The organism is Bradyrhizobium sp. IC3123, from assembly GCF_020193625.1.
GTDB lineage: Bacteria > Pseudomonadota > Alphaproteobacteria > Rhizobiales > Xanthobacteraceae > Bradyrhizobium > Bradyrhizobium yuanmingense.
The window spans coordinates 112,175-125,713 of sequence record NZ_JADYVF010000010.1 but is presented as its reverse complement, the minus strand read 5'-3'; the positions used below and the strand labels follow the sequence as shown (position 1 = coordinate 125,713).

At 63.0% G+C, this 13,539-nt stretch carries 15 protein-coding genes; 4 read left to right on the top strand and 11 right to left on the bottom strand.

Annotated features, from left to right (window positions below):
* Window positions 1-11: 11 nt before the first annotated feature.
* The 9 genes from I6F20_RS27650 to I6F20_RS27610 all read right to left on the bottom strand — a co-directional run bounded on the left by I6F20_RS27650 (window position 12) and on the right by I6F20_RS27610 (window position 5,615).
* Window positions 12-251, bottom strand: a complete 240-nt coding sequence (locus I6F20_RS27650; protein WP_225128696.1) for a hypothetical protein — start codon at window positions 249-251, stop codon at window positions 12-14.
* Window positions 252-289: 38 nt separating this feature from the next.
* Entirely contained in the window at window positions 290-568 is a 279-nt protein-coding gene (locus I6F20_RS38425) for a twin-arginine translocation signal domain-containing protein (RefSeq protein WP_157784060.1), read from the bottom strand.
* Window positions 569-584: 16 nt separating this feature from the next.
* The gene (locus I6F20_RS27640; protein ID WP_036026649.1) at window positions 585-1,142 is read right to left on the bottom strand and encodes an HdeD family acid-resistance protein; all 558 of its coding nucleotides are present in this window, start codon (window positions 1,140-1,142) and stop codon (window positions 585-587) included.
* Window positions 1,143-1,289: 147 nt separating this feature from the next.
* Window positions 1,290-1,775, bottom strand: a complete 486-nt coding sequence (locus tag I6F20_RS27635) for a DUF992 domain-containing protein (protein WP_128262852.1) — start codon at window positions 1,773-1,775, stop codon at window positions 1,290-1,292.
* Entirely contained in the window at window positions 1,776-2,375 is a 600-nt protein-coding gene (locus tag I6F20_RS27630; RefSeq protein ID WP_036035737.1) for a hypothetical protein, read from the bottom strand.
* Window positions 2,372-3,511 (bottom strand): AI-2E family transporter, encoded by a 1,140-nt coding sequence (locus I6F20_RS27625; protein ID WP_192893330.1) that lies wholly within the window; start codon window positions 3,509-3,511, stop codon window positions 2,372-2,374. Before I6F20_RS27625 ends, I6F20_RS27630 begins: the two co-directional genes overlap by 4 nt.
* A 29-nt stretch (window positions 3,512-3,540) precedes the next feature.
* A complete protein-coding gene (locus tag I6F20_RS27620) occupies window positions 3,541-3,786 on the bottom strand; it encodes a hypothetical protein (RefSeq protein ID WP_036011617.1) in 246 nt (81 codons plus the stop codon).
* Between the two features lie 30 nt (window positions 3,787-3,816).
* Entirely contained in the window at window positions 3,817-5,256 is a 1,440-nt protein-coding gene (locus I6F20_RS27615; RefSeq protein WP_225128694.1) for a basic amino acid/polyamine antiporter, read from the bottom strand.
* Between the two features lie 128 nt (window positions 5,257-5,384).
* Window positions 5,385-5,615: a DUF6894 family protein gene (locus tag I6F20_RS27610; protein WP_225128691.1), complete on the bottom strand. Its 231-nt coding sequence runs from the start codon at window positions 5,613-5,615 to the stop codon at window positions 5,385-5,387.
* Window positions 5,616-5,853: 238 nt separating this feature from the next.
* Between I6F20_RS27610 and I6F20_RS27605 the strand changes: the two genes are divergently transcribed.
* Window positions 5,854-6,564 carry a Bax inhibitor-1/YccA family protein gene (locus I6F20_RS27605; RefSeq protein WP_225128689.1) on the top strand — a complete coding sequence of 237 codons (711 nt, stop codon included), beginning with the start codon at window positions 5,854-5,856 and terminating at the stop codon, window positions 6,562-6,564.
* An 18-nt stretch (window positions 6,565-6,582) separates the two neighbouring features.
* Here the strand turns inward: I6F20_RS27605 and I6F20_RS27600 are convergent, their stop codons facing one another.
* Both I6F20_RS27600 and I6F20_RS38420 read right to left on the bottom strand, forming a co-directional pair.
* Window positions 6,583-7,086, bottom strand: coding sequence for a DUF1269 domain-containing protein (locus I6F20_RS27600; RefSeq protein WP_057026468.1), 504 nt, complete (start codon window positions 7,084-7,086; stop codon window positions 6,583-6,585).
* Window positions 7,087-7,290: 204 nt separating this feature from the next.
* On the bottom strand, window positions 7,291-7,476 hold the full coding sequence (locus I6F20_RS38420) for a DUF3551 domain-containing protein (RefSeq protein WP_225128688.1): 186 nt from the start codon (window positions 7,474-7,476) through the stop codon (window positions 7,291-7,293).
* A gap of 303 nt (window positions 7,477-7,779) precedes the next feature.
* On the opposite strand from I6F20_RS38420, the gene I6F20_RS27590 reads away from it, so the two are divergent.
* The 3 genes from I6F20_RS27590 to I6F20_RS27580 all read left to right on the top strand — a co-directional run bounded on the left by I6F20_RS27590 (window position 7,780) and on the right by I6F20_RS27580 (window position 13,514).
* Window positions 7,780-8,871, top strand: coding sequence for an efflux RND transporter periplasmic adaptor subunit (locus tag I6F20_RS27590; protein ID WP_225128686.1), 1,092 nt, complete (start codon window positions 7,780-7,782; stop codon window positions 8,869-8,871).
* A complete protein-coding gene (locus I6F20_RS27585) occupies window positions 8,868-11,936 on the top strand; it encodes an efflux RND transporter permease subunit (RefSeq protein ID WP_225128684.1) in 3,069 nt (1,022 codons plus the stop codon). Before I6F20_RS27590 ends, I6F20_RS27585 begins: the two co-directional genes overlap by 4 nt.
* 144 nt (window positions 11,937-12,080) lie before the next feature.
* A complete protein-coding gene (locus tag I6F20_RS27580; protein ID WP_225128682.1) occupies window positions 12,081-13,514 on the top strand; it encodes a basic amino acid/polyamine antiporter in 1,434 nt (477 codons plus the stop codon).
* Window positions 13,515-13,539: the final 25 nt, after the last annotated feature.

Here is a 13,539-nt window from a genome sequence, read left to right as displayed (position 1 = left end):
GGCGGACTGCATTACTCGCGCTGCGTCCTGTTGCTGCGGGCTGGTTCGTCGTAACCTTTGCGATGGCTGTAGAACATCAGCGCGATCAGGCCGCAGCCTAAGATCAGGATGAGAATCACGGCTCCGGTCAGGATGACGTTTCCATAGAGGGGCATCGGCGTCGATCGCCAGACCGACACGCAAAACCAGCTCGCCCCGACCAGCAGACCGGCCAGCAAGGCGGCGATCGCCCATTGGTACCTGTCGCGCATCGTTACCTCCATCAGCTCGCAAGGCTTCGGAGACCCGCCTAGACCCAACGCCATCCGCAGCGGCGCCGGCCGCGATGCCACCAGCAGACCCAGCGCCGGTGCCGGCGACGGCGCGGTGGAGGGCCCCAGCCGGGTCGCGGAGGCGGTCCCCACTGCGTCTTGATCAGTTCTGATGACGTGGTGGCGCGTCGCGGATCTGGATCGATCGGCAGCGCTTCGGCAACGTCGATCAAGCGAACGCCGGTGGCGCCGAGCGCGGCAGCGGCAAGGGCGCTCGTTGCAAAGCCTAGGAAGGCTCGGCGGCTGGAACCAACCATGTGTCGTCCTCCTCTGTCACGCAGTCGATCGCAGCGATTGCAGGGCGTAGAGCAGCCATGCGAGGCCATGTGAGATCAGGTCGACGCCGAGCAGGAAGCCGAGCGCCCAGACGCTAATATCCGGGAAGCCAAACAGGATGAGCACGCCGGCGGCCATGGCGAAGACGCCAGAGATCAGCATCATCCAGCCGTTCTGTCGCCAATAGGCGAAACTCAGCACGCATCGAACGACGCCGGATGCGAATAGCAGCGCGCCGAGGAAATAGGTCAGGATCAGTGCACCCGACACCGGCTGGGTGAGAAGGATCAGGCCGAATGCGAGGTAGAGCGCACCGAGAATGATCCGCCACAGGAAACTGCCCCAACCCTTTGTCCAGAACGCATGCGCGATCTCGAAGGCGCCGGCAGCGATTGCGGTGAGCCCAATGAACTTGACACTGATGATCGTGGCGAAGGCGAGATCGCCGAGGGCGAGGAGGCCGGCGGCGATCAGGACAATTCCGAGGAGAGCGCAAGCCCATAGCGGTGGGGCACCCAGCGTGTTGAGATCGTCGCGGCTGTCGTAGACGGTCATGCGAACCTCCTGGGTGCTCACGCTCCGATCGACACGCCTTCGATCCTAGACTTGAACCAGCAGGTCCAACATCGGACGAAACCCGGAGTTGAGGGGCGGGAATATTCTCATTCCAACTTGTTGCGACCTTTCCTGAGCGGACACGGCTCATCGCGGTCCGCGCGGGCCCAGTGTCAGATGGGTCACGCCGGCCGCGAGATTGAGCCCGATCGAGCGTTCGATCGAGATCGGCTGGAGCATGATGCTCCTGCGCGAGCCGCCAATCAGGACGTTGGCGCCGAGGCCGGGGCCTAGAGCGAAATTGCCACTCGCGCCCACATAGCTGCCGCGCAAAGTGCCGGCACCAATCCGCGAAGTCCTGGCGAACACGGCCCAGGACAGCGTGCCGGCGCTGGTCACGCCGAGATCAAGGCCGAGGCGTCTGATCCGTCCCTCGTAGATGTAGCGGCGGGCAGGGCGCACCCCATCGAACACGCAGCGCAGCGACTGCGTCGATCCGAGCACCAGTCCAACGCGTGGCTCCGAGAAGCATAGCAGCCTGCCTATTCTGAATCTCTCGGCTCCTGCGGGCGAGGGAATCGTCAACAGCACCGCCACTGCGCCGACGGCCGCGAGATATGGCAATTGTCGCATTCAAGCCTCCGCCTGGTGCTTTGTTTCGGTCGGCGCCCGCGGCGGGCCGCCGTCCCGGCGCAGCCAGAACGAAATGGCCAGCCCGATCAGCAGCACGGCGCCGAGCAGGAAGAAGAAGATGGATTGCTTCAGCCACGAGATCGCCGGGACGGCTGCGCCCATTGCAAGGCCGAGAAAAGCGATCTGCAATGACAACAGGCTGATGCCTGCGAGGAATGTGCCGAGCGCGAGCAGCGTCAGCAGGACGAGACCGGTTGCCGGCGTCGGGAGCAGTTGCTGAACGCCGGAGACCAGGATGATGTTCATCGTGATCAGGACGGCGATCCAGTGCAGCGCCTGGGTCCAGATCAGACGAATCTGGCCCTCCCTGCCTTCGATCTCCGGCCATTTGGTGATGACGCAGACCACCCCGATCGCCAGCGCCAGGAATTCCCAATAGCCGATCAGCGGCTGGTGCGAGACGTTGGTATAGGCAACTCCTGCGATGGCGAGCAGCAGCGCGACGGCGTACGGAAGCTGCTGCCAGACAAGACGCCCCATTCCCGAGCGAGCCTGTTGAGGCACGTGGTCTTCACGCTGCTGTGCATCCGTTTCGCTCATGGCTGCTCACCCAGGATTGGGGGATCGGTCGTTGCCGGTTCGATCCTGTCTCCGAGATAATCCTCGACATACAACCTGATGATCGCCACCCGTCCGACCGCGACGAGCGGCATCGCGAGCGCAATGCCCATGACGCCGAACAAGGCGCCCAGCAGGACGATGGCGACCAGGGTCCAGGCTGGGGGGGTCTCGACCGCATGCCGCTGAATCAGCGGGCCGATGACGTAACCTTCGATCGACTGGATGATGGTGTAGACCGCGACCGCCCAGATCAGCGGCGAGGCTCCGAGCGGCATCGCAACGAGCGCGATCGGGATCGCGGCGACGATTGGCCCAAGATAGGGGATGAAGTTCGACAATCCTGCCTGCAATCCGAGAACGAATGGGCCAGGCAGGCCGATGAGATAAAGGGCAAGCCAGACGAAGAGCGTCATCAGGATGATGCGGATCAACTGGCCGACGAACCACAGCCGCATCACGGTGCCCATCTCGTCCATCACCTCGCGCGCGCGGGCCCGGTAAGATTGCCTGACCAGCACGACCACGCTGTCGCGGTAGCTGATGGGATCGAAGGCGAAGAGAATGCCGAGGAACAAGATCACGAGCACGGCGGTCAAAAGGCTCGAGGCGCCGCCGAGCAGGAATTGCGCATGGCTGAGGAACCGACCCTGGTCGGCGAACAGCCACTGCGCGAAGTCACGCCCCCATTCCGGGCCGAGCAGATCCACGCCATAAGACAACAAATGCTCTTGCAGGATGTCGACCTGGGCATCCATGACTTTCAGCAGCACACGCGTCTGCTCCGGCAGCTTACCGGTCCCCCAGGCCAGCCCGAAGCCTGCCAGCGCCGACAGCAGCAGGAGAACGAGCGTCAGACGCCAGACGCGGCTGAGAGGAAGAACCGGCGCCAAAGCCCGGGCTGCGGCATCGAGAAAGGCTGCGAAAAGCACGCCTGCGAACACGATCAAGAGACTCGACACCGTTTGCCAGACCAGGAAGAGGGCCACGGCCACGACGAGCACAGTGAGGCCGATCGCAAGCAGGCTCGGTCGTCCGGATTGGACCGAATCGTCGATCGGGCTCTCATTCCGAACGAGGCCGCGGACCCGCTCGGATCCGACCCTGGCGTCGCTCATCGATCGGTCCGCCGTCATGTGGTCACGCCTCACGAGCGGACGCGGCGGCTGCCAAAATGCGGATGCTTGCCGCCGCGATGACGCCAATAGCGATGCTTGAATGGATTCGTGTTGGTGTTGATGTTGGGCCTCGCATCGCCCGGGGCGGCCGCGCCGGTTTGCTTCGGCGCGGCCACGGTATCGTCCTTCGGCTGAGCCGGGGAAATGCTTGACGGCAGAGTGGCGGCTACGACTGCGGTGAGGAACAGGGTACGATAGTTGATCCACATCTTCATCCTCGCCTCCATGCGGTCAGCGACAATCGGTCAGATCGCGATGGCTCCGACAGCCAGGCCGTAGATTCCGATCCCCGCGGCGATGGCCACCGCGCCGAACAGGACGGACTCGACCGGCCTGAAAAGCCGCTCCTTGCGTTCGCGCTTGGCGATCAGGAACAGCAGCGTTCCCGGCGCGTAGAGGATCGCGGATAGCAGGAGAAATTTCGCCCCGCCGGCGTAGATCATTCCCGCCGCGTAGAGCGTCGCGACAGCCGCGAAGATCCCCTCGCTGGTGCGGGCGCGCTCGCCGGAAGCATAAGCCTCACCAGTCCATGCGAGCTTCAGGCCGTAAGCCGCCACGAGGAAATACGGGACCAGTGTCATTGCGCTCGTCATCTTGAGGGCGAGCGTGAAGGCATATTCGGCGAACCAGCTCACAAGAAGCAACGCCTGGATCACGCAGTTGGTGAGCCAGAGCGCGCCGACAGGGACCTTGTGAACGTTCTCGCGCGCCAGAAAGGCCGGCATCGTGCGCTGAATGGCCGCTGAGTGCAGGATCTCGGCCGCAAGGAGGGACCATGACAGGTAATTGCCGAGGATCGAGATCAGCAATGCGATACTGATGAACACACCGCCCCAGCGGCCGACCATGGCCTCCATCACGCCTGCCATCGATGGTGTCGGCAGGTCCGCGAGCCCGCTCCGCGGCAGGATACCGTAGGACAGGAGTGTCACGAGCACGAGAAGGCAGAGAACGGTCAGAAAGCCGGTGACCGTCGCGATACCGATGTCGTCGCGCCTTCGTGCGTAACGCGAATACACGCTCGCGCCCTCGATGCCGACGAAGACGAACACCGTGAGCAGCATCGTGCTGCGGACCTGGCTCAACACCTGCCCGGCGTCGGGCTCGGTCGTTCCCCAGAAATTGTCGGAGAAAAGCCCGCGGTTCAGGGCGGCCGCAGCCACCACGATGAACAGCACGATGGGGATGATCTTCGCGAAAGTTGTGATCATGTTGAGCGCGGCAGCCCCCTTGATGCCGCGCAGCACCAGAATTTGGACGCTCCAAAGCAGCACGGAGGCCGAAGCGATGGCTACCGGCGTGGTGCCGTCGCCGAACACGGGGAAGAATTGGCCGAGCGTGGCCTTGATCAGGATGAGGCAGGCGACGTCGGCTAGACAACAGCCGATCCAGTAGCCGGCGGCGGACGCAAAGCCGATGTAGTCACCGAAACCGGCTTTGGCATAGGCGTAGATGCCCGCATCGAGCTCCGGCTTGCGCCTGGATAGCGATTGGAACACGAAGGCCAGAGTCAACATGCCGGTGCCAGCAATCATCCAGGCAATGATCGCTCCCAAAGCGCCGGTGGTGCGCCCGAACTGAGCCGGCAATGCGAAGATGCCGGAGCCGACCATCGACCCGATCACCAGGGCGATCAGCGCATTGCGCGAAAGCTTCTGATCGGCCTCGCTTGTCGAAGCAGCCATGATGGATGCCTTCCGATCCGAGGCGGCTGCATTCGCGGCCTCCCTCCCGGAACCTTAGAGCCGCCTCCCGCGTGCGCACATCAGGGATTGTCTGTAGTAAGAGAGGCAGGAAATCGGTGGCCGCCGATTCAGATATCGCCACGGGAAGCGGCGGTGTCGTGCTCGCCCTTGTGCCAGGACGTCGGCAACGTATCCCGCGCGACCAGCACGACGCTGCCACGGAAGAACTCGCCGGACTTGGCGAGTTCGGCGGCCAGGCGCCTGGCATGTAGGACGGCCGCATCCTGCTCGCTAAGATCGCATCCGATCGTGTCGGGCGAGACGCCGTAGCGATCGGTGATATGGAAGAAGAAGCGCATGCCTCCGGTTAGGTCATCGCGCCTCCGGTCTCCAGTGACAAAAGCGCAAGGTGCCTCAGTCAAAAGTCTTACGACCCCGAAGCAGGTTCCAGTCTTACGGATCGGCAATCAGCGCCATGCCGTCCCCATTCAGGCAAGAGTGGTTTTCACCTGATGTCTTCGGGTGATTGTCCGATGTTGTTCCGTCGAAGCAGAGCCTAGCGTGGTCGCGCTTTAGGGGGCTGCACAGGAGGATGCGATGTCGAATCTCGATCAGAACTTGGCGGCGACAGACGTCGTCGGCGGCCGGATCACCGTGGATGCCGGACTGCGCCAGTACATGTTGCGGATCTATGGCTATATGGCCGCGGGTGTCGCCCTGACCGCCGTCGCCGCCGGCCTGACCTATCAGGTCACCGGCCCCGCGCTGCTGCAGAGCCCGCTGATGTGGGTTTTCATCCTGGCGCCGCTTGGGTTGGTGTTCTTCCTCAGCTCGCGCATCGAGACATTGTCAGTGCCAACCGCGCGCCTGCTGTTCTTCCTCTATGCTGCCCTGGTCGGTATCTCGCTCTCGATCCTACTACACATCTACACCAGTTCGTCGATAACCCGCGTCTTCGTGATCGCTGCTGCAATGTTCGGCGGGCTCAGCATCTTCGGCTACACGACCCGGCGCGACCTTTCGGGACTGGGTACCTTCCTGTTCATGGGGCTGATTGGGATCATCTTCGCGAGCGTCGTCAACCTGTTCCTGTGGTCGACTGCGCTCGACTGGCTGATCTCGATCGTAGGAGTCGGCGTTTTTGCCGGCTTGACGGCCTATGATACGCAGCGCATCAAGGCGATGTACGACAGCGCGGATGACCAAACCGCTTCGGGGCGAAAGTCGGTCCTTGCCGCGCTGTCGCTCTATCTCAATTTCCTCAACCTGTTCCTGATGCTGCTGCGTCTTGCGGGCGGCCGCCGTTGAGAAGGGAAGGGCGGCGGCTCAGGCCGCCGGCCGCTCCACCGTGCTGGCGAGGGCATCGCGCAACGCCTTTTCCTTCGTCTCGTCGAGGGAGGTCTTGAGTACGACGCCGCCCGCGTCCTTGATCTCCTTGATCACCTTGTCGGCGGTCATGTGCTTGATCAGGACGAACAGGGCGGCGTTGCCGGGCTGAAGGCTGGCGGAGAGACTCTTCATAAAGGCATCGTCGATTCCGACGTCCGAAAGAGCGCCGCCGAGTGCACCCGACGCTGCGCCTACGGCAACTCCGAGGATCGGATTGAGAAAGAGGACACCGATTAAAAGGCCCCAGAAGCTTCCCGTCACCGCGCCCATGGCGGTCGTGTTGACGAGTTGGTTGAGCTTGATGCTGCCCTGGTCCGTCTTTACGGCGATCACGGCGTCACTGATCGTGATCAGATATTCCTTCTGCAGCCTGAGCAATTGCTGACGCACTTCCTCGGCCTTCGCCTCGGACGGATATACGATGGCGACCAGATCTGACATGAAGACCTCCCATTGGAGCATGCAAGCGGACCCGAGGAAGCTACCGCGCGAGAGCTGCCTCAGGGGATCGGAGAAAACCCTCGGTCCCGGTGGGGAATGTTCCGAATGAGATTGGACGCTGTAGACTGCGTCCCGAAGGGGCGGCGCAAAGTGAAATTGCTGGCGCCGCCCGATCGATGCTACCTCGGCGATCAATTGCGGCATCTAGCGGCGCGGATTGGGGACGCAGGTGCCGGACCGCCCGTTCACCGACGCGCGGCATTGGGCACGAGTGTCATACATACAGGTCAGCGTTCCCCTGAACTTTCTGCACCATGCCAGATCCTGCGCTTGTCCTGGCGTCCACGAGCCCATGGCACCGAGCGCAATGAAGACGGCAGCGGAGAGCAAAGCCGCTTTGTCATCTTGGTTTCTCCTTGTCGTTGAGCAATCACGTCGAGCCGCGGATCGCAGGCTCGTCAAACCCGCCGCGGCTTTGACGAAGGGATCGCTTGCGCCGCAACGGCGGCAGCTGCAGGCTTATGCACCGTCTGCGCGCTTGGGCTATCGGGTGATCGCCTGACTTCGCCGCCGGAATCTTTCGGCTCCGCCGGATGTTCGTTCACGATTGCACCCGCGGATGCTCAGTAGATTTACCGATACAAGCGGGATGAATTCTCCGCAAAATCCTCAGCGGCACGGATGGGTCGATTCATGCAGCTGCGGTCACTGAGCACGACGCTTGTTGCAGGGGTTTCTGCGCTGCTGCTGGTCGCCTGTGAGAGGGAGGCGGCGACGGACTCCCTGCCGACGCCGGCGCGTCCCGTCCGCACCATGACAGTCGAAAAGCGGGATCAACTCACGCCCCTCACATTTTCCGGCCGCATCGAAGCCGAAGACGAAGTGAATCTGGCATTTCGAATTTCCGGTCGGCTGCACTCGAGCGACATCCGGCTCGGTGAGCGCGTCGAGGCCGGCCAGCTGTTGGCGCAGCTTGAATCGCAGGACCAACTCAGCGCGTTGCGGCAGGCGCAGGCCGCCCTTGCCGCAGCTCAGGGCCAGCTCACTCAGGCACGCAATCATTTCGAACGCCAGCAGACTCTGTTGGCGCAGGGATGGACCACGCGCGCCAACTTCGAGGCCGCGACGCAGGCGCAACAGACTGCGCAATCGAATGTTGAAATGGCCGAAGCTCAGTTGAATTCCGCCCACGACCAGGTCAGCTTCACCGAGCTGCGGGCCGATGCACCTGGCAAGATAACCGAAACGGGGCCCGCCGCCGGAGAGGTCGTCCAGGCCGGACAGACGATTGCGCGGATCGCGCGGCAGGATGGCCGAGACGCGGTCTTCGACATGCCGGCTCAATTCGTCCGCGCGGCACCGTCCAATCTGCAGGTGAGCGTCAGTCTGACCGACGATCCAGCGGTGACTGCGGAAGGGCGTATCCGGCAGGTTGCCGCGCAGGCCAATCCGGTCACGCGAACCTTTGAGATCAAGATAGGACTTCGTGATCCCCCTGCCGCGATGCGGCTGGGGGCGACTGTCACGGGGCGCGTCGAGATGAGCGCCGGACCAATGATCGACATTCCGGCAACGGCGCTGACCAGGATGAATCGCCAGCCGGCGGTCTGGATCCTGGATCCCGCGACGAAGACGGTCGCCATCCGCAATGTCGACGTCTTGAGGTTCGATCAGGCGCAGGTGATCATCTCGCAAGGTTTGGACATAGGCGAGGTCGTGGTGACCGCGGGCGTCCAGGCACTTCATCCGGGTCAGCGGGTGCGCGTCCTTGGGTCGGAGCCATGACCGGGCTCAACCTCTTGGAATGGGCGCTCGGGCGCCGCTCGCTCGTCATCTATCTGATGATTGCCGCCGTCATCGCCGGCGTGCTGTCCTATCTGCGGCTGGGCCGGAACGAAGATCCTGCATTCACCATCAGGACTATGGTTGTTCAAGCGGCCTGGCCTGGAGCGACGGCCGAAGAGACGATGAAGCAGGTGACCGAACGGCTCGAGCGGCGGTTGCAAGAGACGCCACATCTGGACTTCCTGCGCAGCTTCACTCGGGCCGGTCTCACCACTATTTTCGTGAACTTGAAGGGGAGCGCCAACGCAAGGGACGTCTCCGATACCTGGTACCAGGTGAGGAAATCCATCGGGGACATCCGTCACACGCTGCCGGCGGGCATCGTGGGACCAGCGTTCAATGACGATTTCGGCGACACGTTCGGGATCATCTATGGATTCACCAGTGATGGATTTACCCAGCGCGAGCTGCGTGACCGGGTCGAGGCGGTCCGCTCGCGTCTTCTAGACGTGCCCGATGTCGCGAAGATCGAACTGCTGGGTGCGCAGGACGAAGTGATCTTCGTCGAGTTCTCGAAACGGCAACTCGCAAGTCTCGGGGTCGATCGCACGGCTCTGATCGCCGCCCTGCAGGCACAGAATATCGTGAGCCCGGCCGGCACCATCCAGACCGGGACCGAGCGAATTTCGTTTCGGGTGTCCGGGGCGTTCCAGTCGGAGCAGGACATTGCCGACATCAACTTCAACGCGGGCGGTCGCACGCTACGTCTGAGCGATCTCGCGACGGTACGGCGGGGCTACGCCGATCCGCCGCAACCACTGTTCCGTGTCGATGGTCGTCCGGCGATCGCGCTCGCGATCGCGATGCGGGAGGGCGGCGACATTCTCGCTCTCGGCAGGAACATCAAGGCGGCGATGGCAGAGATCACCGCCGATCTGCCGATCGGAATCGAACCGAGCCTCGTGGCCGACCAGGCCGTCGTGGTCGACAAAGCGATCCGCGAGTTCATGACCTCGCTGGTGCAGGCGATCGCGATCATCCTCGTCGTGAGCTTCATCAGCCTCGGCGTTCGGCCGGGCCTCATCATCGCACTGGCTATTCCGCTCACGCTTGCGGTCGTATTCCCGACGATGGAGTTTCTTCGCATCGATATGCAGCGAATTTCCCTCGGCGCTCTCATCATCGCGCTCGCGCTGCTGGTCGACGACGCCATGACGACGACGGACGCCACGCTTAATCGGTTGGCGCTGGGCGACGGCAAGATCGCGGCCGCGGCCTACGCCTTTCGCACGCATGCAGTCGCCATGCTCACGGGCACACTCGTAACGATCGCCGGGTTCATTCCGGTGGGCTTTGCAGCCAGCGCGGCCGGCGAATACACGTTCTCGCTGTTTGTGGTGGTTACGATCGCTCTCCTGGCGTCGTGGTTCGTCGCCGTCATCTTCACGCCGCTGCTCGGCGTCGCTATCCTCGCGCCGCCCAAGACCACAGCCGATGCGCCGGGAATGGCCTTTCGCTTGTACCGGCGCTTTCTGGTCCTGGCGATCCGCGCCAAATGGCTGACGATCGGCGCGACGGTTGCGCTTTTTCTCGCTTCCGTGCTCGCGCTTCCGCTGGTTCCGCAGCAGTTCTTTCCATTGTCCGACCGGCCGGAACTTCTCGTGGACATCGGCCTGCCGCAGAATGCATCGATTTACGCCAGCGAGGCGGCGGCCAAGCGCCTCGATCAAGTACTGACCGGTGATCCCGACGTTGGTCATTGGAGTACCAATGTCGGGCGCGGTGCGATCCGCTTCTATCTGCCGCTCAGCGTCGAGCTGCCGAATGACTTCTTCACCCAGGCGGTCGTTGTGGCCAAAGACGTCGCGGCACGCGAGCGCCTGCATGCCAAGCTGGAACGGTTCCTTGTGGAAGAATTCCCGAACGCCATCTCCTCGGTTTCGCCGCTTGGGCTCGGTCCCCCCGTGGGATGGCCGCTGCAGTATCGCGTCAGCGGTCCCGACGTCGAGCTCGTGCGTGACATCGCGGTCGAAGTCGCGCGGATCGTCGGCTCCGATCCGAGGGCCAAGAGCCTCAATTTCGACTGGATGGAGCCGGATCGCCAGATCCGCGTTCGCGTCAACCAGGATGAGGCGCGCCGTCTCGGCCTGAGCTCGCAGGCGATCTCAATCGTTCTGAACACCGTGATCTCCGGCCTGCCCGTGACCCAGGTGCGGGACGATATCTACCTCGTCGATGTGCTGGCCCGCGCAACGGACGAGCAGCGCGTCTCGCTGCCGAGCTTGCGGACGCTGCAGGTGCCGATCCCGGGAGGGCAGACCGTTCCGCTGAGCCAGTTTGCCACCTTCGAATACGGTCAGGAGTTTCCGCTGATCTGGCGGCGCGATCGCATGCCGACCCTGACGGTGCGGGCCGCCGTTCCCGACGAGATGCCGCCGGAGACGATGGTCAATCGGCTGGCTCCCGCTATCGCCAAGCTGAAGGCCACTCTGCCGCGTTCGTACGATGTCGTGGTCGGCGGCACGGTGGAGGAGAGCCGAAATTCGAGGTCGTCCGTGATGGCAGTCGTACCGATGATGTTGTTCGTCATGTTTACGGTGCTGATGGTGCAGCTGCAGAGCTTCCCGCGACTATTGATGGTCGTTAGCGTCGCGCCGCTCGGCCTGATTGGCGTCGTCGCGGCGCTGCTCGTGTCCGGGCGGCCGCTGGGCTTCGTCGCCATCCTCGGCGTGTTGGCGCTGCTTGGCATGATTAGCAAGAACGCAGTGATCCTGATCGGGCAAATCGAGGCGGAGCGCTTGCAAGGGAAGGGGCCCTGGCAGGCGGCAGTGGATGCAAGCAGCTCCCGCTTTCGTCCGATCATGCTGACGGCCGTCTCAACCGTACTCGGCATGATCCCGATAGCGCCGACCGTCTTCTGGGGGCCGATGGCCTTTGCGATCATGGGCGGCCTGCTCGTCGCAACCGTTCTAACTCTGGTGCTGCTGCCGACCTTGTATGTCGCCTGGTTCGGCGGGAAAGAAATGGCGCCAGCTTCCGATGCTTCCAGCCCGGCGCGAGGGTAATCCCGGGCAGCGACTAGGTAATCACCTGATGGGCCGGGCCGAGGCCACGGCGCATGGTTCGATCTCGAAATGAGGAGGTCGGCAACGCATCGTTCGAGACATCGGTGACGGCGTCGGTCTTCGCTCGCTCTTCGAGGCCATTCAATGACTGCGACGACATCGGCCCAGAAGCTCTCATTGTTCGCGCTGACGGGAATGGTCGTCGGCTCCATGGTCGGCTCCGGCATCTTCTCGCTGCCCAGAACCTTCGGCACCGCAACCGGTCCCTTCGGCGCCATCCTCGCCTGGTGCATCGCAGGCGGTGGCATGTACACCATGGCGCGCGTGTTCCAGTCTCTGGCCGAGCGAAAGCCTGGTCTGGATGCCGGTGTTTATGCCTATGCGAAAGAGGGCTTTGGCGACTATCCCGGCTTCCTGTCGGCGCTCGGTTACTGGATGGGAAGTTGCATCGGCAACGTGTCCTACTGGGTCCTCATCAAATCGACCCTGGGCGCGTTCTTTCCCGTGTTCGGCGACGGCAATACGGTCATCGCGATCGTCGTAGCCTCGATCGGGATCTGGCTGTTCCACTTCATGATCCTGCGCGGGGTGCAGCAGGCCGCCGCGATCAATACGATCGTCACCATCGCCAAGATCGTGCCGATCCTGATCTTCATCGTCATCCTGATCCTTGCCTTCAAGGCCGACCTGTTCCGTGCCAATTTCTGGGGCGGCGAGGGCATGCCGGACACGGGACTCTTCGAGCAGATCCGCGCGACCATGCTGGTCACGGTGTTCGTCTTTCTCGGGATCGAGGGGGCCAGTGTCTATTCCCGCTACGCCAAGGAGCGGTCCGACGTCGGCGCGGCGACGATCATGGGCTTCCTGGTCGTCACGAGCCTGATGGTGCTCGTCACCATGCTGCCTTACGCCGTGCTGCCGCGTGCGGAGATTGCAGACATGCGGCAACCGTCAATGGCCACGGTGCTGGAGGCAGTGGTCGGACATTGGGGTGCCGTCTTCGTCAGCATCGGGCTCCTGGTCTCGGTGCTCGGCGCCTATCTCGCCTGGTCGCTGATCTGCGCCGAAGTGCTCTCCGCGGCCGGTCGGACCCGGGACATGCCGCGCGTGTTCGGTACCGAAAACGCCAACAAGGTGCCGGCCGCCGCGCTCTGGCTGACCAATATCGTGGTGCAGCTCTTCGTCATCAGCACATATTGGTCCCGTGATGCCTTCTCGCTGATGCTCAATCTCACGAGCGTCATGAACCTCATTCCGTTCTTCCTGGTCGCCGCCTACGGATTGCTGCTGGTGAAGCGCGGCGAGACGTACGAGAAGAGCGCGGGCGAGCACAGACGAGACCTGATCTTCACCGGCATCGCCGTCATCTACACACTCTTCCTGATCTACGCGGCCGGAATGAAATACCTGCTGCTATCCGCGCTGCTCTACGTGCCCGGCACGGCGCTGTATGTCTGGGCGCGGGTCCAACAGAAGGCGCGGATTTTTGCACCGTGGGAGTGGGGCATCTTCATCGTGGCTGCGATCGGCGCGGCCGTCGGCATTCACGGCCTCGCCACCGGCTACATCACGATCTAGGCGGATCGATTGCGGAGGTTGCGCT

Coding starts and splice junctions, on each gene's coding strand:
- I6F20_RS27650 (WP_225128696.1), bottom strand. CDS start 251: ATGCGCGACAGGTACCAATGGGCGATCGCCGCCTTGCTGGCCGGTCTG.
- I6F20_RS38425 (WP_157784060.1), bottom strand. CDS start 568: ATGGTTGGTTCCAGCCGCCGAGCCTTCCTAGGCTTTGCAACGAGCGCC.
- I6F20_RS27640 (WP_036026649.1), bottom strand. CDS start 1,142: ATGACCGTCTACGACAGCCGCGACGATCTCAACACGCTGGGTGCCCCA.
- I6F20_RS27635 (WP_128262852.1), bottom strand. CDS start 1,775: ATGCGACAATTGCCATATCTCGCGGCCGTCGGCGCAGTGGCGGTGCTG.
- I6F20_RS27630 (WP_036035737.1), bottom strand. CDS start 2,375: ATGAGCGAAACGGATGCACAGCAGCGTGAAGACCACGTGCCTCAACAG.
- I6F20_RS27625 (WP_192893330.1), bottom strand. CDS start 3,511: ATGAGCGACGCCAGGGTCGGATCCGAGCGGGTCCGCGGCCTCGTTCGG.
- I6F20_RS27620 (WP_036011617.1), bottom strand. CDS start 3,786: ATGAAGATGTGGATCAACTATCGTACCCTGTTCCTCACCGCAGTCGTA.
- I6F20_RS27615 (WP_225128694.1), bottom strand. CDS start 5,256: ATGGCTGCTTCGACAAGCGAGGCCGATCAGAAGCTTTCGCGCAATGCG.
- I6F20_RS27610 (WP_225128691.1), bottom strand. CDS start 5,615: ATGCGCTTCTTCTTCCATATCACCGATCGCTACGGCGTCTCGCCCGAC.
- I6F20_RS27605 (WP_225128689.1), top strand. CDS start 5,854: ATGTCGAATCTCGATCAGAACTTGGCGGCGACAGACGTCGTCGGCGGC.
- I6F20_RS27600 (WP_057026468.1), bottom strand. CDS start 7,086: ATGTCAGATCTGGTCGCCATCGTATATCCGTCCGAGGCGAAGGCCGAG.
- I6F20_RS27590 (WP_225128686.1), top strand. CDS start 7,780: ATGCAGCTGCGGTCACTGAGCACGACGCTTGTTGCAGGGGTTTCTGCG.
- I6F20_RS27585 (WP_225128684.1), top strand. CDS start 8,868: ATGACCGGGCTCAACCTCTTGGAATGGGCGCTCGGGCGCCGCTCGCTC.
- I6F20_RS27580 (WP_225128682.1), top strand. CDS start 12,081: ATGACTGCGACGACATCGGCCCAGAAGCTCTCATTGTTCGCGCTGACG.